This window comes from Pseudomonas sp. GNP013, from assembly GCF_054343995.1.
In genome coordinates this window covers 87,078-108,673 of sequence record NZ_JBTGUT010000001.1, presented here as the reverse complement: position 1 = coordinate 108,673, position 21,596 = coordinate 87,078, and the positions used below count along the sequence as shown (strand labels likewise).

At 61.9% G+C, this 21,596-nt stretch carries 19 protein-coding genes; 7 read left to right on the top strand and 12 right to left on the bottom strand.

The window, feature by feature from the left end; translation table 11 throughout:
• The first annotated feature begins 10 nt into the window (after positions 1-10).
• The 7 genes from ACXX81_RS00475 (at position 11) to pqqE (ending at position 6,566) form a co-directional block, all read left to right on the top strand.
• Positions 11-805 (top strand): carbon-nitrogen hydrolase family protein, encoded by a 795-nt coding sequence (locus ACXX81_RS00475; RefSeq protein ID WP_458571056.1) that lies wholly within the window; start codon positions 11-13, stop codon positions 803-805.
• Positions 806-853: 48 nt separating this feature from the next.
• On the top strand, positions 854-3,193 hold the full coding sequence (pqqF, locus tag ACXX81_RS00470) for a pyrroloquinoline quinone biosynthesis protein PqqF (protein WP_458571055.1): 2,340 nt from the start codon (positions 854-856) through the stop codon (positions 3,191-3,193).
• A gap of 156 nt (positions 3,194-3,349) precedes the next feature.
• On the top strand, positions 3,350-3,424 hold the full coding sequence (pqqA, locus tag ACXX81_RS00465) for a pyrroloquinoline quinone precursor peptide PqqA (protein WP_003194766.1): 75 nt from the start codon (positions 3,350-3,352) through the stop codon (positions 3,422-3,424).
• Between the two features lie 71 nt (positions 3,425-3,495).
• The gene (pqqB, locus tag ACXX81_RS00460) at positions 3,496-4,407 is read left to right on the top strand and encodes a pyrroloquinoline quinone biosynthesis protein PqqB (RefSeq protein WP_099585688.1); all 912 of its coding nucleotides are present in this window, start codon (positions 3,496-3,498) and stop codon (positions 4,405-4,407) included.
• 11 nt (positions 4,408-4,418) lie between these two features.
• Positions 4,419-5,171, top strand: a complete 753-nt coding sequence (gene pqqC / locus ACXX81_RS00455; RefSeq protein ID WP_209985565.1) for a pyrroloquinoline-quinone synthase PqqC — start codon at positions 4,419-4,421, stop codon at positions 5,169-5,171.
• On the top strand, positions 5,168-5,443 hold the full coding sequence (gene pqqD, locus ACXX81_RS00450; RefSeq protein WP_458571054.1) for a pyrroloquinoline quinone biosynthesis peptide chaperone PqqD: 276 nt from the start codon (positions 5,168-5,170) through the stop codon (positions 5,441-5,443). The genes pqqC and pqqD overlap by 4 nt, the downstream gene beginning before the upstream one ends.
• Entirely contained in the window at positions 5,436-6,566 is a 1,131-nt protein-coding gene (pqqE, locus tag ACXX81_RS00445; protein WP_458571053.1) for a pyrroloquinoline quinone biosynthesis protein PqqE, read from the top strand. Before pqqD ends, pqqE begins: the two co-directional genes overlap by 8 nt.
• Positions 6,567-6,704: 138 nt before the next feature.
• Here pqqE and ACXX81_RS00440 read toward each other — a convergent pair whose 3' ends face one another.
• The 12 genes from ACXX81_RS00440 to bioB all read right to left on the bottom strand — a co-directional run bounded on the left by ACXX81_RS00440 (position 6,705) and on the right by bioB (position 21,515).
• Positions 6,705-6,863: a YqaE/Pmp3 family membrane protein gene (locus ACXX81_RS00440; protein ID WP_003194776.1), complete on the bottom strand. Its 159-nt coding sequence runs from the start codon at positions 6,861-6,863 to the stop codon at positions 6,705-6,707.
• 192 nt (positions 6,864-7,055) lie between these two features.
• Positions 7,056-8,477, bottom strand: a complete 1,422-nt coding sequence (ltrA, locus tag ACXX81_RS00435) for a group II intron reverse transcriptase/maturase (protein ID WP_458571052.1) — start codon at positions 8,475-8,477, stop codon at positions 7,056-7,058.
• Between the two features lie 639 nt (positions 8,478-9,116).
• Entirely contained in the window at positions 9,117-10,895 is a 1,779-nt protein-coding gene (locus tag ACXX81_RS00430) for an acyl-CoA dehydrogenase C-terminal domain-containing protein (protein ID WP_458571051.1), read from the bottom strand.
• Positions 10,896-11,038: 143 nt separating this feature from the next.
• Positions 11,039-12,808 carry an acyl-CoA dehydrogenase C-terminal domain-containing protein gene (locus ACXX81_RS00425; RefSeq protein WP_458571050.1) on the bottom strand — a complete coding sequence of 590 codons (1,770 nt, stop codon included), beginning with the start codon at positions 12,806-12,808 and terminating at the stop codon, positions 11,039-11,041.
• Between the two features lie 90 nt (positions 12,809-12,898).
• A complete protein-coding gene (locus tag ACXX81_RS00420) occupies positions 12,899-14,188 on the bottom strand; it encodes a GGDEF domain-containing protein (protein ID WP_209985581.1) in 1,290 nt (429 codons plus the stop codon).
• A gap of 234 nt (positions 14,189-14,422) precedes the next feature.
• The gene (locus ACXX81_RS00415; RefSeq protein WP_209985584.1) at positions 14,423-16,228 is read right to left on the bottom strand and encodes a phenylacyl-CoA dehydrogenase; all 1,806 of its coding nucleotides are present in this window, start codon (positions 16,226-16,228) and stop codon (positions 14,423-14,425) included.
• A 320-nt stretch (positions 16,229-16,548) separates the two neighbouring features.
• A complete protein-coding gene (locus ACXX81_RS00410) occupies positions 16,549-16,830 on the bottom strand; it encodes a pyrroloquinoline quinone biosynthesis protein PqqE (protein ID WP_458571049.1) in 282 nt (93 codons plus the stop codon).
• Between the two features lie 105 nt (positions 16,831-16,935).
• Positions 16,936-17,616, bottom strand: a complete 681-nt coding sequence (gene bioD / locus ACXX81_RS00405; RefSeq protein WP_231423817.1) for a dethiobiotin synthase — start codon at positions 17,614-17,616, stop codon at positions 16,936-16,938.
• A complete protein-coding gene (bioC, locus tag ACXX81_RS00400) occupies positions 17,616-18,425 on the bottom strand; it encodes a malonyl-ACP O-methyltransferase BioC (RefSeq protein WP_458571048.1) in 810 nt (269 codons plus the stop codon). The genes bioD and bioC overlap by 1 nt, the downstream gene beginning before the upstream one ends.
• Entirely contained in the window at positions 18,418-19,149 is a 732-nt protein-coding gene (locus ACXX81_RS00395) for an alpha/beta fold hydrolase (protein ID WP_322212070.1), read from the bottom strand. Before ACXX81_RS00395 ends, bioC begins: the two co-directional genes overlap by 8 nt.
• The gene (bioF, locus tag ACXX81_RS00390; RefSeq protein WP_458571047.1) at positions 19,142-20,311 is read right to left on the bottom strand and encodes an 8-amino-7-oxononanoate synthase; all 1,170 of its coding nucleotides are present in this window, start codon (positions 20,309-20,311) and stop codon (positions 19,142-19,144) included. Before bioF ends, ACXX81_RS00395 begins: the two co-directional genes overlap by 8 nt.
• 148 nt (positions 20,312-20,459) lie before the next feature.
• Positions 20,460-21,515, bottom strand: coding sequence for a biotin synthase BioB (bioB, locus tag ACXX81_RS00385; RefSeq protein ID WP_209985601.1), 1,056 nt, complete (start codon positions 21,513-21,515; stop codon positions 20,460-20,462).
• Positions 21,516-21,596: the final 81 nt, after the last annotated feature.

The following is a 21,596-nucleotide window of genomic DNA, read 5'->3' as shown; positions in this document are numbered from 1 at the left end:
GAGCTGCGTCATGCGTGTCGCCCTGTATCAATGCCCGCCGCTGCCGCTGGACGTGGCCGGCAACCTCAAGCGCCTGCACCAGGTGGCGCAAGAGGCGGCCGGCGCCGATGTGCTGGTGCTGCCGGAGATGTTTCTCAGCGGCTACAACATTGGCCTCGAAGCAGCAGGTGCCTTGGCCGAGGCGCAGGACGGGGATTCTGCCCTGGCCATCGCCGAGATTGCGCGAAACGCCGGCTTGGCGATTGTGTACGGCTATCCGGAGCGCGCCGAAGATGGCCAGGTCTATAACGCCGTGCAGTTGATCGACGCGCAAGGTCAACGCCTGTGCAATTACCGCAAGACACACCTGTTCGGCGACCTCGACCGTTCGATGTTCAGCGCCGGCGGCGATGATTTTCCGCTGGTGGAACTCAACGGCTGGAAGCTGGGGCTGCTGATTTGCTATGACCTGGAGTTCCCGGAGAACACCCGACGCCTGGCCCTGGCCGGTGCCGAGCTGATCCTGGTGCCCACGGCCAACATGGTGCCGTTCGACTTTGTGGCTGACGTCACCGTGCGGGCGCGCGCCTTCGAGAACCAGTGCTACGTGGCCTACGCCAATTATTGCGGGCATGAAGGCGAGATCCAGTATTGCGGGCAAAGCAGCATCGCCGCGCCGGACGGTCAGCGCGTCGCCCAGGCGGGATTGGACGAAGCCTTGATCGTCGCGGCGCTGGATCGCCAATCGATCCTCGCTGCCCGCACCGCCAACCACTATCTGCAAGACCGCCGCCCGGAACTGTACGGCGCGCTGCACAAGCCCTGATCCAGCGGGTTTGTTAGCATAGGCACTTCCCTCGCTTCGGAAGTGCCCATGCCTGCGCCGGCCCAATCTCATCCCATCCACCTGACCTTGGCCAACGGCCTGCGCGTCTCGTTGCGCCATGCGCCGCGCTTGAAGCGTTGCGCTGCAGCCTTGCGCGTGGCTGCCGGTAGCCATGATGTGCCGTTGGCCTGGCCTGGGCTGGCGCATTTTCTTGAGCATTTGTTGTTCCTGGGGACAGAGCGTTTTCCTGCAAGCGATGGGCTGATGGCCTACGTGCAGCGTCATGGTGGTCAGGTCAATGCCAGCACCCGCGAGCGCGCCACCGACTTCTTCTTTGAGCTACCGGTCTCGACCTTTGCCGATGGGTTGGAACGGCTGGCAGACATGCTGACCCACCCTCGGCTGACAAGCGAAGACCAACTGCGCGAACGGGAAGTGCTGCACGCAGAGTTTATCGCCTGGTCCCAGGATGCAGCGGCGCAACAGCAAGTGGCGCTTTTGCAGGGCCTGGCGGCCGATCATCCGTTGCGGGGTTTTCACGCAGGCAATCGCGACAGCCTGCCGGTGGAAAGCGAGGCGTTTCAACAGGCCTTGCGGGCCTTCCATGAGCACTTTTATCAAAGCGGGCAGATGACCTTGAGCCTTGCAGGCCCACAGCCGTTGGCAGAACTGGAAGCGTTGGCGCAACGCTTCAGTGACGCCCTGGCTTCAGGCCCCCTGCACCCGCAAACCTTGCCGCCGCCTTTGATGCCCGGCCAGGCGCAGAGCTATCAACACCTGGACGGCAATCACTTGCATCAGGTCATTTGCTGCGAAGCCCCTCGCGAAGCCCTGGAATTTCTGTGTACCTGGCTCAACGCTTCGGCACCGGGCGGGCTGCTGGCTGAACTGAAAACGCAGCAACTGGCCACCGCGCTGCACGCCTCAGTGCCGTACGACTTTGCGGGGCAGGCGCTGCTGGTTATCGACTTCACCGTCGAGACTCAAGAAACAGCGCAGATCGAGACACTGCTGTACGACTGGCTGAGCTTTTTTGCGCACAGTGACTGGACCTCCCTGCGCGAAGAGTTCGCCCTGCTGGCCGCTCGTCAGCAGCAGACCCAGGGCGCACTGGCGCTGGCCCGCAATCACAGCGAAGCACTGTCGGAACCTGCGGTCGCAGCACTCAAGGCCATGCTCGACTCATTGCACCTGCCCGTGTCCCAACACGGGTGGCAGCCTGCTCCCAACAATCCCTTCCTGCGCCCCCCTGTCAAGGAAGAGCGCGCAGGCCTGATTCGCGGCCAGACCAGCGCCCATCGCGGGTTACGCACCTTTGCCCAGGATCGTTCACGGGGCCGCAAGGACGCATCGGCGCTGACGTTCAGCCATGCGCTGGCCGATGACAGTGATGAAGGCGCGCTGTATCTGCAGTGGCGCTTCAACGCGCCCGCCCCCGAACTGGACAGTACGCTGCAGGCATTGCGCGAAAATGCCGGTCAGGCCGGTGTCGAATTATCCTTCGAGGCGATGGGCAATGACTGGCGGATGAAGATGATCGGTCTTCAACAGCCAATGCCTGCGGTGCTCGAAGCCTTGGCCCATGCGCTGAAACAGCCGCAAGCGCCAGCTCCCGCGCCGGTGCCGATGATCGCCATTCGGGCACTGCTCAAGGCACTGCCTGACTGCTGTGCCAACGCGACCGGCGCTGATGAGACGCCAGCGTCCTGGTCCGACGCCCGCTGGCAAGGCTTGGGCATAGGGCTGACAGCCACGTGCGAGACCGCGATCAAAGCGGCCGCCGCGCGCTTGCCTGGACAACCCGCGATTATTGATCACGACGTTGCAGATCTTGCCGGCCAACACGTTTGGCACGCAGTAAAAACCGACACGAGCGAAGCCGCCCTGCTGCTGTTCTGCCCCACACCGAGCGGATCCCTGGCCGATGAAGCCGCCTGGCGCCTGCTCGGTCACCTGCTGCAAGCCCCCTTCTACCAACGCCTGCGCGTCGAGCTGCAATTGGGCTACGCGATCTTCAGCGGCGTCCGACAGATCAACGGACAAACCGGACTGCTGTTGGGTGTGCAATCGCCGACGGCGTCATTGGAAGACATCGTCGAGCACCTGCACAGCTTCCTGCAGCAGCTGCCGGCCTTGATCGAGCGCAGCGACGAGTTGGGCAACCGGCCCTTGGCCGAACAGTTTGCCCGCGAGGCGCTGCCCGTTGCCCAAGCTGCCGAACTGCTCTGGCACGCGCATCTGGCAGGCCACCCGTCGGATTACCTGCAGCAACTGCAACAACGGATTCTGGCGTGCTCCCGGGGCGACCTGCTGCACGCCGCACGGCAGTTGCAAACTGCAGCGGGCGGCTGGCGCTATGTGGCCAATGGTCCACGTATGATCAACTGAACAGCGATCATTGCTGCCTTTGCAAAAGGCTTTTTCCATCAAGACAGCGCTAACTTGAAAAGAATTGCGTAACATTCACACGCACACATCTGAACATCTCCGACAGGAGATGGACTATATGTATTACACAACCCATCCCTACGTAGGAGTAAGAACATGACTTGGTCCAAACCTGCTTACACTGATCTGCGCATTGGTTTCGAAGTCACCATGTACTTCGCCAGCCGTTAATCCGCTGGGTAATACAACGCCTCGGTTCGCCCGGGGCGTTTTTGTTTTGAGCTTTGCTTGATGGAGCGGCCATGTTTGTCCAGATTCTAGGTTCCGCCGCTGGCGGTGGTTTTCCGCAGTGGAACTGCAACTGCGTGAACTGCGCAGGTTTTCGCGACGGCAGCCTGCGCGCCCACGCGCGTACTCAGTCATCCATTGCAATCTCCGACGACGGTGTGAATTGGGTACTGTGCAACGCCTCACCGGATATTCGCGCGCAGTTGCAAGGCTTTGCGCCGATGCAACCCGGCCGCGCCCTGCGGGATACCGGCATCAGCGCAATCATCCTGATGGACAGCCAGATCGACCACACCACCGGCCTGCTGAGCCTGCGCGAAGGTTGCCCGCACCAGGTGTGGTGCACCGACATGGTCCATGAAGACCTGAGCACCGGTTTCCCGCTGTTCACCATGCTTACCCACTGGAACGGCGGCCTGGCCTGGAACCGCATCGAACTGGACGCCAGTTTCACCATCCCGGCCTGCCCCAATCTGCGCTTTACCCCACTGCCGCTGCGTAGCGCCGCACCGCCCTATTCGCCGCATCGCTTCGACCCGCATCCGGGCGACAACATCGGCCTGATCGTCGAAGACCTGCGCACTGGCGGCAAGCTGTTCTACGCCCCAGGCCTGGGCAAGGTCGACGCGCCGTTGCTGGAGATCATGGCCGGCAGCGACTGCCTGCTGGTGGACGGCACGATGTGGGACGACGATGAGATGCAGCGCCGCGGCGTCGGCACGCGCACCGGTCGCGAGATGGGCCACCTGGCGCAGAACGGCCCCGGCGGCATGCTGGAAGTGCTGGAACAATTGCCCGAGCAGCGCAAGGTGCTGATCCACATCAACAACACCAATCCGATCCTCGATGAGGACTCCCCCGAGCGCGCGGAACTGGTGCGGCGCAATGTCGAAGTGGCTTACGACGGCATGAGCATTGAATTGTAGGAGCTATCGAAATGACTGACACAGCCCTGACCACCGCCGAATTCGAAGCAGCCCTGCGCGCCAAGGGTGACTTCTACCATATCCATCACCCTTACCACGTAGCGATGTACGAAGGCCGCGCCAGCCGCGAGCAAATTCAGGGCTGGGTCGCCAACCGCTTCTACTATCAGGTGAACATTCCCCTGAAAGATGCCGCGATCCTGGCCAACTGCCCCGATCGCGAAATCCGCCGCGAGTGGATCCAGCGCCTGCTCGACCACGACGGTGCGCCGGGTGAAGACGGCGGCATCGAAGCCTGGCTGCGCCTGGGTCAAGCCGTTGGCCTGGACCCCGACCAGTTGCGCTCCCAGGAACTGGTGCTGCCCGGCGTGCGCTTCGCGGTGGACGCCTACGTCAACTTCGCTCGTCGCGCCAGTTGGCAGGAAGCCGCCAGCAGCTCGCTGACCGAGCTGTTCGCGCCGCAGATCCACCAGTCGCGCCTCGACAGTTGGCCCCAGCATTACCCGTGGATCGACCCGGCCGGCTATGAGTATTTCCGTACCCGCCTGGGCCAGGCGCGCCGCGATGTGGAGCACGGTCTGGCGATCACGCTGCAGCACTACACCACCCGTGCAGGCCAGGAACGCATGCTGGAAATCCTGCAGTTCAAACTGGACATTCTGTGGAGCATGCTCGACGCCATGAGCATGGCCTACGAACTCAAACGCCCGCCGTATCACAGCGTGACCGCGCAGCGGGTCTGGCATAAAGGGATCACCCTATGAGTTTTGACCGCAGCAAAAAACCCGTGTGGCGCCAGGGCTATCGCTACCAGTACGAGCCTGCGCAAAAAGGCCATGTGCTGCTGTACCCGGAAGGCATGATCAAGCTCAACGAAAGCGCCGCGCTGATTGGCGGCTTGATTGATGGCGAGCGTGATGTGACAGCCATCATCGCCGAACTGGACCGGCAATTTCCCGGCGTGCCTGAACTCGGTAAAGACATCGAGCAATTCATGGAGGTCGCCCGTGCTGAGCACTGGATCGAACTTGCCTGAAAAACCGCCTGTCGGCCTGCCCCTATGGCTGCTCGCCGAGTTGACCTACCGCTGCCCGTTGCAGTGCCCGTACTGCTCCAACCCATTGGATTTTGCCGAGCAGGGCAAGGAACTGACTACCGAACAGTGGATAAAGGTATTTCGCGAGGCGCGCGAGATGGGTGCCGCGCAGTTGGGCTTTTCCGGCGGTGAACCGCTGGTGCGCCAGGACCTCGCCGAACTGATCAGCGAGGCGCGCAAGCTTGGGTTCTACACCAACCTGATCACCTCCGGCATCGGCCTCACCGAACAGAAGATCAGCGACTTCAAGAAAGCCGGCCTGGACCATATCCAGATCAGTTTCCAGGCCAGCGACGAGCAGGTGAACAACCTGTTGGCCGGCTCGAAAAAAGCCTTTGCGCAAAAGCTGGAAATGGCCCGCGCCGTAAAGGCCCACGGCTATCCGATGGTGCTGAACTTCGTCACCCATCGGCACAACATCGACAAGATCGACCGTATCATCGAGCTGTGCATTGCGCTGGAGGCGGACTTCGTTGAGCTCGCCACCTGCCAGTTCTATGGCTGGGCGCAGCTCAATCGGGTGGGACTGCTGCCGACCCGGGAGCAACTGGTGCGCGCAGAGCGTATTACCAATGAATACCGCGCCAGGCTCGAAGCCGAGGGCCATCCCTGCAAGCTGATCTTTGTGACGCCGGATTATTACGAGGAGCGCCCCAAGGCCTGCATGAACGGCTGGGGCAGCATCTTCCTGACCGTCACACCGGACGGCACTGCCCTGCCCTGCCATGGCGCGAGGCAGATGCCGGTGCAATTCCCCAATGTGTGCGACCACAGCATGCAGCACATCTGGTATGACTCGTTCGGCTTCAATCGTTTTCGCGGCTATGACTGGATGCCCGAGCCGTGCCGTTCATGCGATGAGAAGGAAAAGGACTTCGGCGGCTGCCGCTGCCAGGCGTTCATGCTGACGGGGGATGCCAGCAATGCCGACCCGGTGTGCAGCAAGTCCGAGCACCACGGCATCATCCTGCAGGCAAGGGAAGAAGCCGAGCACGCCACTCAGACCATCGAACAACTGGCGTTTCGCAATGAGCGCAATTCACGGCTGATCGCAAAAGGCTGAAGGAACACCATGAGGTCTGAAAATGTGAGAGGGGGCTTGCTCCCGATGGCGGTGGCTCAGTCAACCTATCAGTGACTGCTCCACTGCCATCGGGAGCAAGCCCCTCCTGCATTTGACCTTCAGCGCAACAGACAGGCCTTAACGCTTGGCGATGATGTACACCGCATGGATGATGCCGGGGAAGTAACCGCACAGGGTCAACAGGATGTTCAGCCAGAAAGCGCCGCCGAAACCTACTTGCAGGAACACACCCAGTGGCGGCAGTAGAATGGCGATGATGATGCGAATGATATCCATGGGTCAGCTCCAAAAAATCGGCTCGTGCGAGCCGTGTAGCTAATCGACCTTGGGCGTCGGCGAGGGTTCAGTGGTTTCTGGCATTGCGCCATCGTCAGACCCGGCCTGACTTTTTCGCAGGATCGAGTAGGAGGCGGGATTACTCCCGCCGTCCTCTCACACCACCGTACGTACGGTTCCGTATACGGCGGTTCAGGCTATGCGGTTGAGTCGGTTTATCGTATCCAGTATCGAGACCAGCCCGAGTTGATCCCAAAGTTTCTTCGGTAGCGCCTGATTCATGTGGGGCGCTCCCGAGTTCCACCATGGGCCTCGGCCATTGGACGCTGATGTGTAAGCGCGTCCTTCGTCGAGCCCCAGGCGCATCAGGTTGCGCGCCCTCGTCGAGGGCTGCTTCCATTGACGCCATACGGCGCAGCGAAGTTTGTGGCGCACCCAGCCATCAAGTTTATCCAGCGCTCGCTTGCCTTGGGTTAACTTGAAGTACCCAGCCCAACCGCGCAGTACGGGGTTTATCCGCTCGATGACATATGCCATCTTGCGGCCTCGCGCGCCGCGTAGCAGCTCTGCGAGTCGGTCGCGCAAGCGACCCAGACTCATCGTCGCCACCCTCAGTCTCGGCTGTTGATGCCAGCTCATCCCATAGCCCAAGTAATCACACACCCATGACCCAGCTACCCGGCTCTTTTCTCGATTCAGCGTCAGTCTCAAACGCTGCCTCAAGAACCGCTCGACGCCTGTCATCACTCGTTCACCCGCACGACGACTGCGCACATAAATGTTCGCATCGTCAGCGTAGCGTACGAAACGATGGCTTCGCCGTTCCAATTCACGATCGAGTTCGTTGAGCAGGATGTTCGACAGCAACGGCGAGAGCGGGCCGCCTTGCGGCGTCCCTTCCTGCCGGCGACTGGCGATCCCGCCTGACATCGATCCCGCTTCGAGATAACGCCGGATCAGCGTGAGCACACGCTTGTCTGCGATTTGACGCTCAACATAAGCCATCAAGACATCGTGGTTGACCCGATCAAAGAACTTCTCAAGATCGAGTTCCACGCACCAGCGGTAGCCTGCCGCCACATGGGCGCGGGCTGTTTCGATGGCTTGATGAGCGCTTCTGCCCGGACGAAAACCGTAGCTATGGTCCGAGAACAGAGGGTCGAAGATCGGTGTGAGCTGTTGCAGCAGAGCCTGTTGGATCAGGCGATCCACGACGCAGGGGATACCCAACTGGCGGGTGCCGCCTTTGGGTTTGGAGATTTCGACGGCGCGCGCACCTTGCGGGTGATACTCGCCAGCCAGCAACCGAGCTTTGAGGATCGGCCAATACTGTTTCACGTGGTCCGCTAATTGGTCGACCGTCATGCCATCGGCACCCGGTGCGCCCTTGTTGCTGACCACACGTTGATACGCACGTCTGGGGTTGGCAGGTGCAAGCACCCGTTCCATCAGCGTGTCCGGCTCCGCGTTCGTCCACGTCACAGACGCCGTCGGTACCTGTGCGCTGTCAGCCGTCATCCTCGGATTCTGTCCGGGACTCGGAGTAACAGTCTTCTCTGGGAGAAATTTCTGCATTTCGGTATTCAACGAGACTCTGACGCCTACTGGCGACATAACCTGTTCAGCCCTTGGTGACGTGGTTATTCGTCACTTACTACGGCCTCGGCTGACTTCTGCACGCTCATCCCGTCGCCTCGCGGCGCTCGGTAGCACAGTGGCAAACGCACAGATCTCCCAGGGTAATTCGCGCGACCTTCCTGCTTATGCCTGTCGGATCTACGTCACAGCTTTCCGTGCAAGTATTGGGCTTTGGCAATTCTGGCTACCTTACCCCGCTGCACCGCCTAATCCGCTTCCTGTTCGTCAGGCCAACAGTTTGCCTCGGGCTTCCTTCAGATTCGCAGTCACCCGCGACACCCTTGCCTCTGGCTAACACTTCCCCTTGCCGGGTGTGTAGAGGACTTTCACCTCCAAGTCACCAGCGTGGCCACCACAGCCAAACTGGTTGCGCTTCGCGCAACGCGCCATGCCTGGCGCACCAAAAGAAAACCCCGCCGAAGCGGGGCTTTGCAGACTGTTTCCCTGACATCCATTTCACTCCGCCATCCTGGCAGAATCCTACGTGTCCGTGTTGTTGCTTTGCGCTTCCTGCGCGACGTCCATGTGAAGTAGATTATCGATGGATCCAATTTGGCGATAGAGGACGAATAGCAGCACGTCATGTAAGAGAATGCTTACACGCCCTTTAAAGCCTTAAAATAGGGCCTCATCCAGCAAAAACAATGATTCGCTACCGGCTTTGACCGACGCACTCAGCGAATGAATACGCGGCAGCAGGCGCGCAAAGTAGAAGCGCGCAGTGCCCAGCTTGCTCGCATAGAAGTCTTCCTCAGCCTGTTTGCCCCACGCCGCCTTGGCCATGCGCGCCCACATATAGGCGTAGGCCATATAGCCAAAGGCGTGCAGATACTCCACCGATGCCGCACCGATTTCATTCGGGTTGGCTCTGGCGCGATCCAGCACCCAGGCGGTCAGCTCATCGAGGTTATCCACAGCCTTACCGAGCGGCCGGGTGAATTCGCCCAGTTCGGCGCCAGCGGAGGCGATGAACTCGCGCACTTCATCGGCAAACAGCGTGTAGAACGCGCCACCGCTGCCGACGATCTTGCGCCCCACCAGGTCCAGCGCCTGGATGCCGTTGGTGCCTTCGTAGATCTGGGTGATGCGTACATCACGCACCAGTTGCTCCTGGCCCCACTCGCGAATATAGCCATGGCCGCCAAACACCTGCTGGCCCAGCACAGTAGTCTCAAGGCCCAGATCGCTGAGGAACGCCTTGGCCACTGGGGTCAGCAATGCTACGAGATTGTCCGCCCGCTCACGCGCGGCAGCGTCTTCGCTGAACTTGGCGATGTCCAACTGCGTCGCCACGTAGGTGGAGAATGCGCGACCGCCTTCGTTCGACGCTTTCATGGTCAGCAGCATGCGACGCACGTCGGGGTGCACGATGATCGGGTCGGCCACTTTGTCTTTGGCCTGGGCGCCGGTTGGCGAGCGGCTTTGCAGTCGGTCGTGCGCGTATTCAATCGCGTTCTGGTAAGAGCGCTCACCGGAGGCCAGGCCCTGGATGCCCACGCCCAGACGCTCGTAGTTCATCATGGTGAACATTGCCGCCAGGCCACGGTTAGGCTCGCCCACCAGAAACCCCACAGCCCCGTCGAAATTCATCACGCAGGTGGCGGACGCCTGAATCCCCATCTTGTGTTCGATGGAGCCGCAGCTCACCAGATTACGCGCGCCCAGGCTGCCGTCGGCATTGACCATGAACTTGGGCACCAGAAACAGCGAGATGCCCTTTGGCCCGGCTGGCGCGTCTGGCAGCTTGGCCAGCACCAGGTGGATGATGTTTTCAGTGAGGTCGTGTTCGCCACCGGTGATAAAGATCTTGGTGCCGCTGATGGTGTACGAACCATCCGCCTGCGGCTCGGCCTTGGTGCGAATAATCCCCAGGTCGGTGCCGGCATGGGCTTCGGTCAGGCACATGGAACCTGCCCACTCACCGGAATACATCTTCGGCAGATAAGTGGCCTTGAGCGCTTCGGTGGCGTGGGTGGCGATCGACACGCAGGCGCCGGACGTCAGCATCGGATACAGGCCAAACGCCAGGCTGGCCGAGTTGATCATTTCTTCGACCTGGGCCGATACCGCTTTGGGCATGCCCATGCCGCCAAAGGCAGGATCGCCGCCGACACCCACCCAGCCGCCTTCGGCGTAGGTTTTGTAGGCTTGTGGATAACCGTCCGGAGTGAACACGGCGGTGTCTTCCCAGCGACACCCTTGTTCATCGCCGCCACGGCTGATCGGAGCGATGGACTTGGCGGTAACTTTGCCAGCTTCCTCGAGGATCGCCTCGACGGTTTCGGCGTCGACGCTGTCTGCCAGTGCCGGCAATTGGGCCCAGGTGGTGGCGACCTCAAACACTTCGTTGAGGACGAAGCGCATATCACGCAGCGGCGCTTTGTAATCAGCCATGGCAAACCTCGTGAGAACGTAAAAGTGATTCAATGGGATCGGTTTTACAGGCCCCAAGTGTAACCGAACAACTTTTCAGACACATAGCGTCAGTTCGTGACTGCCAAGTATTTCAGAGTCACACCAAGCCCCTTCCCACACCGTTACAGCGCAAACGCATTCGCCGGCAAACTCATCAGGCAGTCACTGCCTGCCTCCACCGCCGCCCGGTGCATGCCCGTACGCGGTAACAGCCGCTTGAAGTAAAAGTCGCACGTCGCCAGCTTGGCCTGGGCAAACTCAGCGTCATCCAGCGCCTGCGCCGCAATCGCCATGCGCAGCCACAGGTAGGCGAGGATGATGTAGCCGCTGTACATCAGGTAATCCACCGCCGCCGCGCCGACTTCGTCCGGGTTCTTCATCGCCGCCATCCCCACCCTGGTCGTCAGCTCGCCCCACTCCTGATTCAACTGATTGAGCTGCGCCACCTGCGCCTTGAGCTGCGGATGCTCGGCGTTCGCCCCACAGAACTTATGCACAATTTTAGTAAACCCGCGCAGCAACTTGCCCTGGCTGCCGAGCACCTTGCGCCCCAGCAGGTCGAGGGCCTGGATGCCATTGGTGCCTTCATAAATCGGCGCAATCCGCGCATCGCGCGCCAACTGCTCCATGCCCCATTCACGGATATAACCGTGCCCGCCAAACACCTGCATGCCGTGGTTGGTCACCTCAAGCCCGGTGTCGGTCATGAAGGCCTTGCAGATCGGCGTGAGGAACGCCAGCAGGTCGTCGGCTTCCTGGCGCGCCGTGGCATCGCTGCTCAGGTGCGCCGTGTCGATCAACTGCGCAGTGAAATAAGTCAGCGCGCGATTGCCTTCGTTAAAGGCTTTCATGGTCAGCAACATACGCCGCACATCGGCATGCACGATGATCGGGTCGGCAGCTTTCTCGGGCGCTTTGGCGCCGGTCAGCGAGCGCATTTGCAGGCGGTCATTGGCGTATTTCACCGCCCCCTGGAAGCTCGTCTCGCCATTGCACAGGCCCTGCATCCCGGTGCCCAGGCGTGCGTGGTTCATCATGGTGAACATGCAGTTGAGGCCCTTGTTCGCCTCGCCGATCAAAAACCCTCTGGCGCCATCGAAATTCAGCACACAAGTGGCGGACGCCTTGATGCCCATCTTGTGTTCGATGGAGCCGCACTGCACCGCATTGCGCTCGCCCGAGTCGACGTGGAACTTGGGCACGATAAACAGTGAGATCCCCTTGGTGCCCGCCGGCGCATCCGGCAACTTGGCCAGCACCAGGTGGATGATATTGGCGCTCAGGTCGTGCTCGCCGGCGGAGATGAAAATTTTGCTGCCGGTGACCGCATAGCTGCCATCCGCCTGCGGCACGGCGCGGGTCTTGATCAGGCCCAGGTCGGTGCCGCAATGGGCCTCGGTGAGGCACATGGTGCCGGTCCATTCGCCGGCGGTGAGTTTGCTCAGGAACGTGGCTTTCTGTTCTTCGGTGCCGTGGGCGTGGATCGCCGACATCGCACCGTGGGTGAGGCCGGGGTACATGCCCCAGGACGTGTTGCTGGAACCGATCATCTCGCTCAGCACTAGGCCCATTGACTGCGGCAAGCCCTGGCCACCGTAGGCCGGGTCCGCCGCCACGCCATGCCAGCCGCCTTCCACATACTGGGCGAAGGCGTCCTTGAACCCCTTGGGCGTGGTGACCACTCCGTTGTCAAAGTGGCAGCCTTCCTCATCGCCGCTGCGGTTGAGCGGTGCGAGTACGTTTTCGCAGAATTTCGCGCCTTCTTCGAGGATCGCGCTGACCATGTCCGGGCTGGCGTCGGTCGCGCCCAGGGCGGCGTAATGGCTGTGGAAGTCGAACACGTTGTCGATCAGAAAGCGCATGTCGCGCAGGGGAGCTTTGTATTCAGGCATGACAGTTTCTCCGGCAGCAGATGGTTTCAACCTACTGCCGGCCGCTGCCGCGAACAATCACTGTAGCGCCGCTGAATACAGCGCCATTACTCAACCCGCAGCGCGCTCCATGCGTACCGCGCCGCGCCGGTTCTGCCCGGCCGCCACCACGCAGTTACGCCCGGCGCCCTTGGCCGCGTACAGCGCCTGGTCGGCGGATTTGAGCACTTCTTCGGGCGTGCGTTGCTCGGCCTGACGTTCGGCGACGCCGATGCTGACGGTCACCGACACACTCGACGCACCGCTGTCCGCACGGCGCTGGCGGCCCTGTTGATCGTCGTTGGGCCGATCCGGGTTGCGCAGCTTGATGTCGTAATGGGCGACGATCTCGCGAATTTCCTCCAGGTGCGGCAAGCACTCGTCCAGGGTCTTGCCGGCAAACACCACGGCGAACTCTTCACCGCCGTAGCGATAGGCTCGCCCGCCGCCGTTGACCTTCGACAGCTTGCTCGCCACCAGGCGCAGCACCTGGTCGCCCACATCGTGGCCGTGGGTGTCGTTGAAGCGCTTGAAGTGATCGACGTCGGTCATTGCCAGCACATAGTTGCGCCCCAGGCGCTGCATGCGCTCGTTCAGCGCGCGGCGCCCCGGCAGGCCGGTCAGTTCATCGCGAAACGCCATCTGATAGGCCTCATGCGCGACGCCGGCAGCGATCATCAGCATCACCTGACTGCACATGATGTTCAGGGTAAACGGCAGAATGAACGTTTGCGGCAGCATCCAGAACAGCCCCAGCAACCCCACCAGTTGCGCTGCATGCAAGGGGCGCGGCTGATACCAGTACTGGGCGGCCAGGGTGACGAAACCCACCAGGAACATCGGGTACGCCAGCTGGATCAGGCTCATCCAGGTGCCATGCAGCATTGGCCAGCGAATCTCCGCCAGCCAGTCCAGCAGCCCCTGGGGATAACGTTGTTCAAGGGCCAGCGCCACGCTGCCCAGCGCCAGCAACACTGCGCAGCGTGCGATGAAATCGCGAAACAGGTGGGTCTTTTCCTGCCACAGCGCGTAAATGCTGAACAGCAACGGCAGCAGCAGACAACACAGATGAAACACCACCGCCGCGTCTGCGCGCACGCGGCCGTTGTCGCGGTAGAAGTCGGTCTGGGTGTCGAGCAGGAAATACACGATGTACACGGTGATCATCAGGAACAGTTCGCGCTGGCGGCGATAGACCGCGCAGTACGCGCCGCCCAGCAGCAGCACCAGGGTCGGCAGCACGTTGAACAGCGAGGTGAAGAACACATTGAGGTCCTTCAGGTACGCAGCCGAAAGCCCCGCCAGCAACAGCAGCAATGAGGGCAGAAAGTGACTGAAGCGCACTGCGGACACGCGTGACAAGGGTTGAGCTCCGACCCGCAAATGGAGGATGGCATCGAGACACGGCGGCGACAGTTAATCACATTCCGCGGTGCATGCATCAAATTGCCATCACTTTAACGGCAGAAGGTTGCAATCCCTGAACGTGACTCCGTTTTTTCTGTATTCAACATCAACCGAATGGGGAGGGGCTTGTTTCCTCCCACAAAAAAACCGCCGCCCCTGAGGGCGGCGGTTTCAGAAAACTTCGAAGGCTTAGTAAGCCAGGCCGAAGTGCTCTTCTTTCATGTCCATCAGGTTGTTGGCGCCCGACAGCATAGTAGCCACGTGGGTACGGGTACGCGGCAGGATGCGCTGGAAGTAGAAGCGCGCGGTCTGCAATTTGGCGGTGTAGAACGCCTCGTCGCTGGTACCGGCCGCCAGTTTCTCAGCCGCCACTCGCGCCATGTCGGCCCAGAAGTAGGCCAGGCACGCGTAACCGGAGTACATCAGGTAGTCCACCGAAGCGGCGCCGACTTCTTCACGGTCTTTCATCGCGGCCATGCCGACCTTCATGGTCAACTCGCCCCACTCCTTGTTCAGCGCCGCCAGCGGCGTCACGAACTCTTGCACCGCCTCAACCCCTTCGTTGGCCTGGCAGAACTTGTGCACGATTTTGGTAAAGCCCTTGAGCGCTTCGCCCTGGGTCATCAGCACTTTACGGCCGAGCAGGTCCAGCGCCTGGATACCGGTGGTGCCTTCGTACAGCATCGAAATGCGGCTGTCGCGCACGTTCTGCTCCATGCCCCACTCGGCGATAAAGCCGTGGCCGCCGTAGATCTGCACGCCGTGGTTGGCCGATTCAAAACCGACTTCGGTCATGAACGCCTTGGCGATCGGCGTCATGAAGGCCAGCAGGCCATCAGCCTGTTTTTTGGCTTCGTCGTCGGTGCCGTATTTAACGATGTCGACCTGCTTGGCGGTGAAGTACACCATCGCGCGGTTGCCTTCGGCGAAGGCTTTCATGGTCAGCAGCATGCGGCGCACGTCGGGGTGCACGATGATCGGGTCGGCAGCCTTTTCCGGCGCTTTCGGGCCGGTGAGGGAGCGCATCTGCAGGCGATCACGGGCGTATTTCAAGCCACCCTGGAAGCCGATTTCGGCGTGGGCCAGGCCTTGCAGCGCGGTGCCCAGGCGAGCGGTGTTCATAAAGGTGAACATGCAGTTCAGGCCTTTGTTCGGCGGGCCGATCAGGTAACCGGTGGCCGCGTCGAAGTTCATCACGCAGGTGGCGTTGCCGTGAATGCCCATCTTGTGTTCCAGGGAGCCACAGCTCACTGCGTTGCGCGCGCCAATGGCGCCGTCTGCATCTGGAATGAACTTGGGCACGATAAACAGCGAGATGCCTTTGGTGCCGGCCGGTGCGTCCGGCAGGCGGGCCAGTACGATATGGACGATGTTGTCGGCCATGTCGTGTTCACCGGCCGAGATAAAGATCTTGGTGCCCGAGACTTTGTACGAACCGTCGGCCTGAGGCTCGGCCTTGGTGCGCAGCATGCCCAGGTCGGTGCCGCAATGCGGTTCGGTCAGGCACATGGTGCCAGTCCACTCGCCCGACACCAGTTTGGTCAGGTAAGCCTCTTGCTGTTCGGGGGTACCGTGCTCGGAGATGGTGTTCATCGCACCATGGGACAGGCCCGGGTACATGCCCCACGACCAGTTGGCCTCGCCAACCATTTCGCTCACCGCCAGGCCCAGGGATTCCGGCAGGCCCTGGCCACCGTGCTCCACATCGTGGGCCAGGCTCGGCCAGCCGCCTTCGACGAACTGCTTGTAGGCTTCCTTGAAACCAGTCGGGGTCTTAACGCCTGACTCACTCCAGGTGCAGCCTTCGATGTCGCCCACACGGTTCAGCGGGGCCAGCACCTGCTCACAGAACTTGGCGCCTTCTTCGAGGATGGCGTCCACCATGTCCGGCGTAGCGTCCTGGCAAGCCGGCAGGCTTTGATAGTGCGCTTCATAGCCGAGCAGTTCGTCACGAACGAAGCGAATATCACGCAAGGGGGCCTTGTAGTCAGGCATAGCGATAAACCTCTGCTGATGAATCTGGGATGAACAAACCGCGCGGAAGTGCCAGGGCGGTCAAACAGGTGTTTGAAACATACGTTTACGACCTGGGGTTGTCAAGGGTCGTCCGGGCACCGTTTGTCTTGACGCACCCAAGCGCAAGGCACGACGAAGCGCACGCAAAGCCACTGCGTCAAATTGAGTGTAGAGATGATCAGGATAAAACCGCGCCAAATGTGAGAGGGGGTTTGCTCCCGATGGCGAATACATCAGTCGTACATCCAATGACTGACCCACCGCTATCGGGAGCAACCCCCCTCTCAGCTGTTCAATGACTAGGCGTAAGTGTCGATCAGGCTGCCCAACATTTCATCCGAAGCCTTGGCGACTTTGACGCCCAGCTCCACTTGAAATTTACCTTGGGCCATTTCAACCATGTTGCTCGCCGAATTGGTTGCCTGGGCACGGTCGTTGGCTTGCAGACGGTCGCTTTGCGCGGCCGAAGGCTGAGTGGTGGCGGCGCTGGCGATCTTGCCGGCGGCCTGGTCGACACGGCTTTGCCCGGCCTGAATGCTGCTCAGTCCCGAGTAAAACGCGCTGCTTCCAGAGATTTCCATGGCGTAGGCCTGCCTTTAGAGAATCGTGAAGCTGAATTGAAGCAGACAATCTGGCAAAAGGCCCGCTAAAAACACTAATGGCACAATGCCTGCTGATAGCCAAAATCAGTCAAGCAGGTGCAAATGCAGGTAGTCGGCGACCGCTTCAGCCCCGGCGTGCGTGAGTTTCGGCACGCGCCCCAGGCAAGGCGCCGGCAGGCGCTCGGCCAAGGTGGCGAGGTTCTCTTCCAGACGGGAGGTCGCCGGGTCGATGATATTGGCCACCCATCCCGCCAGCGTCAAACCGTCCCGCGCAATTGCTTCGGCCGTCAGCAGCGCATGGCTGATGCAGCCAAGACGCACGCCCACCACCAGAATCACCGGCAGCTTGAGCGCCATGGCCAGGTCCGAGAGGTTTTCCTGGTCCGCCAGGGGTACGCGCCAGCCGCCCGCGCCTTCGATCAAGGTGAAATCCGCCTGTCGCGCAAGAATTTGCTGCATCGGCCCGAGCAACGACGGCACCGTCAATGCCACACCCGCCTCGCGCGCCGCCAGATGCGGCGCGATGGCCGGCTCGAAGGCCACCGGGTTGACCTCGGCATAGCTCAGCGGCACGGAACATTCGGCCAGCAACGCCAGGGCATCGGCATTGCGCAAGCCTTCGTCAGTGACCTCACAACCCGACGCCACCGGCTTGCCCGCAGCGGTGCTTTTACCGGCCCGGCGCGCGGCATGCAGCAGGCCGGCGGCAACGGTGGTCTTGCCGACATCGGTGTCGGTGCCGGTGATGAAATACGCAGCGCTCATCAAGGTTTCTCCAGTACGGCGTACACCACTTGATAAGTGGCCGGCAGGCCCGGGGCCTGACGAAACTGCTCGTAAGCGTCCACCAGCGCAACCATCCGCGCGCGGCCGGTCAGGCCGCCCGGACGGCCCGGGTTCAGGTTATGTGCCCCCAGCGCCTTCAGTTCGTGGGTCAGGCTGCGCACATCCGGGTAGTGCAACACATGGGGGCGCCGCTCCAGGCTCACCACCCGCAAGCCACTGGCCGCACACAAGCGTTGATAGGCCTCGAACGGGCGGAAGCGATTCACATGAACCATGCCATCGGCAGCGCGCCAGCTTTCGCGCAACTCATCCAGCGTACCCACGCACAAGCTGGCAAAGGCCAGCACCCCGCCCGGTTGCAGCACGCGCGATGCCTCACCGAGCACCGCCTCGAAATTGCCACACCATTGCACCGCAAGGCTGGAGAAGAGCAGCTGCACACTGTCAGCCTTGAGCGGCAAGCGTTCGGCATCACCGGCGATGAAGTGAGAGGCGCCACCCAGCGGCCGCGCGTGGTTGAGCATGCCTTGGGCAATGTCCAGCGCGATGCCTTCACTGGCAGGCCAGAGCTCGCCCAGCACACGGCTGAAATAGCCGGTGCCGCAGCCCATGTCCAGCCAGCGTTGTGGCGCGCAGGCAGACGGCACACGAGCCAGCAGCGCATGCCCTACGGCACGCTGCAGCTCGGCCACGCTGTCGTAGCTGGCAGCGGCGCGGGAAAAAGAGGCGGCGACCTCGCGCTTGTCCGGCAAGGCGCCCGGCAAGGCAGGATGGGAGAGATCAGTCATCAACGCACTCGTGCAAAAAAGCCTGGATGGCCCCCGCGACACCGTGGGGGTCCTCCAGAAGAAAAGCGTGACCGGCCTGTTCAATCAGGCCGATTTCCACATCGGGGAGCAACGCCAGCAATTGGCCGGCAGCTTCGGCAGGCACCAGTTCGTCAAGACCGCCAAACAGGTGCAACTGCGGCCCGCGAAATCCCTGCAAGGCGGCGCGGGTGTCCATTTGGGCGAGCAGCTCCAGGCCCGGCATCAGCACACCGGGGGCACTATGCGGCGCGCCACTGACCAACAAGCGCGACAGCCCGCGAGGGTCCGCGCAGCCCTTGGCACACAACAGGCCAAAGCGTTTGAGGGTGACCTGGGAATCGGCGTGGCAGCCCGCGAGGAACGCATCGAAGGTCTCGGCGGGCATGCCGTGAGGCCAGCCATCGTGGGCGACAAAACACGGGTTGCTCGCCAGCGTCAGCACGCCGCAGCAGCGCTCACCGCGCCGCGCCGCCAGTTCCGAGGCGAGCATGCCGCCCAGCGACCAGCCGCCCAGCCAGGCGTTGTCCGGCAGCGTGGCATCGAGTTCGTCCAGCCATTCGTCGAGGTTGCTGGACGCCAGCGTCGGCAGCGGCTCGACCTGTACCTGCAGATGGGCGTTCAGGCCCCGCAGGGCGGCGGCCAGCGGTTCCAGCGGCGACACGCCAAGGCCCCAGCCGGGCAGCAGAATCAGGCGGTCACGCATGCTCGGCCTCCAGGCAGAAACACGCTTCCAATGCGTCAAGCAGCTGTTGCACCTGCGCCTCGCTGTGGGCTGCCGTCAACGTCACGCGCAACCGGGCGCTGCCGGCGGGCACGGTGGGCGGGCGGATGGCGGTCACCATGATGCCGCGCTCGCGCAGCCGCTGCGACAGGCGCATGGCCTTGGCGCTGTCGCCAATCAGGATCGGCTGGATCGGCGTGAAACTGTCCATCAGCGCCAGGCCCATCTGCTCGGCCCCCCGGCGGAACTGGCGGATCAGCCCGTTGAGGTGCTCACGCCGCCAATGCTCGGTGCGCAACAGCTCAAGGCTTTTAAGCGTGGCGCAGGCCAGCGCCGGCGGTTGGCTGGTGGTGTAGATATACGGCCGGGCGAACTGGATCAGGCTTTCGATCAGTTCCTCACTGCCCGCCACAAACGCGCCGGCGGTGCCGAACGCCTTGCCCAGGGTGCCGACCAGCACCGGCACGTCCTCCTGGCTCAAGCCGAAATGCTCAACGATGCCACCACCGTTGGCGCCCAGCGGACCAAAGCCATGGGCGTCGTCCACCATCAACCAGGCACCTTTGGCGCGGGTTGCACGGGCCAGCGCGGGCAGGTCGGCCAGGTCGCCGTCCATGCTGAACACGCCATCGGTGACCACCAGCGTATTGCCGGTGGCTTTCTCCAGGCGCTTGGCCAGGCTCTGGGCATCGTTGTGCAGGTAGCGATTGAAGCGCGCGCCGGACAACAGACCGGCATCCAGCAGCGAGGCATGGTTGAGACGGTCCTCAAGCACCGTATCGCCCTGCCCCACCAACGCCGTGACCGCGCCGAGGTTGGCCATGTAGCCGGTGGTGAACAACAGCGCACGTGGGCGACCAGTAAGGTCGGCCAGCGCTTCTTCCAGTTCATGGTGCGGCGTGGCATGGCCCACCACCAGGTGCGAAGCGCCGCCGCCCACGCCCCAGCGCGACGCACCGGCACGCCAGGCTTCGATCACTTGCGGGTGATTGGCCAGGCCCAGGTAGTCGTTGTTGCAAAAGGCGAGCAACGGCTGACCGTCGACCACTACCTGCGGCCCTTGCGGGCTCTGCAGCAACGGGCGCTGGCGATAGAGGTGTTCGGCACGGCGGGCAGCAAGGCGCGCGGCGAGATCGAAGGACATGAGGCCTCGGTTTTATCAGATTCAACTCGGCCAAAACTGTGGGAGGGGGCTTGCTCCCGATAGCGGTGTATCAGTCAATGCATGTACCGACTGACACGCCCTCATCGGGAGCAAGCCCCCTCCCACACTGGTCTCTCATTTCAATCAATCAAACAGCAGCGTTATAGAACTGCTCGCTGCTCTTCTGCTCCACCAGCGCCTGCTCAATCGCCGCCTGGTGCACTTCATCGGCGTGCTCTTCACGGGCCTCAGGCAAAATCCCCAGGCGCGAGAACAGCTGCATGTCCTTGTCCGCCTGCGGGTTGGCGGTGGTCAGCAGTTTGTCGCCGTAGAAGATCGAGTTGGCCCCGGCAAAAAACGCCAGCGCCTGCATCTGCTCGTTCATCGCCTCACGGCCGGCCGACAGCCGCACATGGGACTGCGGCATCAGGATGCGGGCCACGGCGAGCATGCGGATAAAATCGAACGGATCGATGTCCTCGGCGTTTTCCAGCGGTGTGCCGGCCACTTTCACCAGCATGTTGATCGGCACCGACTCCGGATGCTCCGGCAGGTTGGCCAGCTGGATCAGCAGGTTGGCGCGGTCGTCGAGGGACTCGCCCATGCCGAGGATGCCGCCGGAACAGATCTTCATCCCCGAATCGCGCACGTAGGCCAGGGTTTGCAGGCGCTCGCCATAGGTGCGGGTGGTGATGATGCTGCCGTAGAACTCCGGCGACGTATCCAGGTTGTGGTTGTAGTAATCGAGGCCGGCCTGGGCCAGTGCTTCGGTCTGGTCCTGGTCGAGACGGCCGAGGGTCATGCAGGTTTCCAGACCCATGGCCTTTACGCCCTTGACCATCTCCAGCACGTAAGGCATGTCCTTGGCCGACGGGTGTTTCCACGCCGCGCCCATGCAGAAGCGGGTCGACCCGATCGCCTTGGCGCGGGCGGCCTCTTCGAGGACCTTCTGCACTTCCATCAGCTTTTCTTTTTCCAGGCCGGTGTTGTAGTGGCCCGACTGCGGACAATATTTGCAATCTTCCGGGCAGGCGCCGGTTTTGATCGACAGCAGGGTCGACACCTGCACGCGGTTGGCGTCGAAATGCGCGCGGTGCACGGTCTGCGCCTGGAACAACAGGTCATTGAAAGGCTGCACGAACAGTGCTTTGACTTCGGCCAAAGACCAGTCGTGACGAAGAGTGGCAGTGAGGCTGGCGCTCATGGGCGATTCCTTGATTATGCTTGGGCAGACGCTGCGGGAAGGGCAATACCCACAGGCACGACACGGATGCTCGGCATATTT

Excerpts from the sequence above, each read along its gene's own strand:
- ACXX81_RS00475 (WP_458571056.1), top strand. The coding sequence starts at position 11 with ATGCGTGTCGCCCTGTATCAATGCCCGCCGCTGCCGCTGGACGTGGCC.
- pqqF (WP_458571055.1), top strand. The coding sequence starts at position 854 with ATGCCTGCGCCGGCCCAATCTCATCCCATCCACCTGACCTTGGCCAAC.
- pqqB (WP_099585688.1), top strand. The coding sequence starts at position 3,496 with ATGTTTGTCCAGATTCTAGGTTCCGCCGCTGGCGGTGGTTTTCCGCAG.
- pqqC (WP_209985565.1), top strand. The coding sequence starts at position 4,419 with ATGACTGACACAGCCCTGACCACCGCCGAATTCGAAGCAGCCCTGCGC.
- pqqD (WP_458571054.1), top strand. The coding sequence starts at position 5,168 with ATGAGTTTTGACCGCAGCAAAAAACCCGTGTGGCGCCAGGGCTATCGC.
- ACXX81_RS00440 (WP_003194776.1), bottom strand. The coding sequence starts at position 6,863 with ATGGATATCATTCGCATCATCATCGCCATTCTACTGCCGCCACTGGGT.
- ltrA (WP_458571052.1), bottom strand. The coding sequence starts at position 8,477 with ATGTCGCCAGTAGGCGTCAGAGTCTCGTTGAATACCGAAATGCAGAAA.
- ACXX81_RS00430 (WP_458571051.1), bottom strand. The coding sequence starts at position 10,895 with ATGGCTGATTACAAAGCGCCGCTGCGTGATATGCGCTTCGTCCTCAAC.
- ACXX81_RS00425 (WP_458571050.1), bottom strand. The coding sequence starts at position 12,808 with ATGCCTGAATACAAAGCTCCCCTGCGCGACATGCGCTTTCTGATCGAC.
- ACXX81_RS00415 (WP_209985584.1), bottom strand. The coding sequence starts at position 16,228 with ATGCCTGACTACAAGGCCCCCTTGCGTGATATTCGCTTCGTTCGTGAC.
- ACXX81_RS00410 (WP_458571049.1), bottom strand. The coding sequence starts at position 16,830 with ATGGAAATCTCTGGAAGCAGCGCGTTTTACTCGGGACTGAGCAGCATT.
- bioD (WP_231423817.1), bottom strand. The coding sequence starts at position 17,616 with ATGAGCGCTGCGTATTTCATCACCGGCACCGACACCGATGTCGGCAAG.
- bioC (WP_458571048.1), bottom strand. The coding sequence starts at position 18,425 with ATGACTGATCTCTCCCATCCTGCCTTGCCGGGCGCCTTGCCGGACAAG.
- ACXX81_RS00395 (WP_322212070.1), bottom strand. The coding sequence starts at position 19,149 with ATGCGTGACCGCCTGATTCTGCTGCCCGGCTGGGGCCTTGGCGTGTCG.
- bioF (WP_458571047.1), bottom strand. The coding sequence starts at position 20,311 with ATGTCCTTCGATCTCGCCGCGCGCCTTGCTGCCCGCCGTGCCGAACAC.
- bioB (WP_209985601.1), bottom strand. The coding sequence starts at position 21,515 with ATGAGCGCCAGCCTCACTGCCACTCTTCGTCACGACTGGTCTTTGGCC.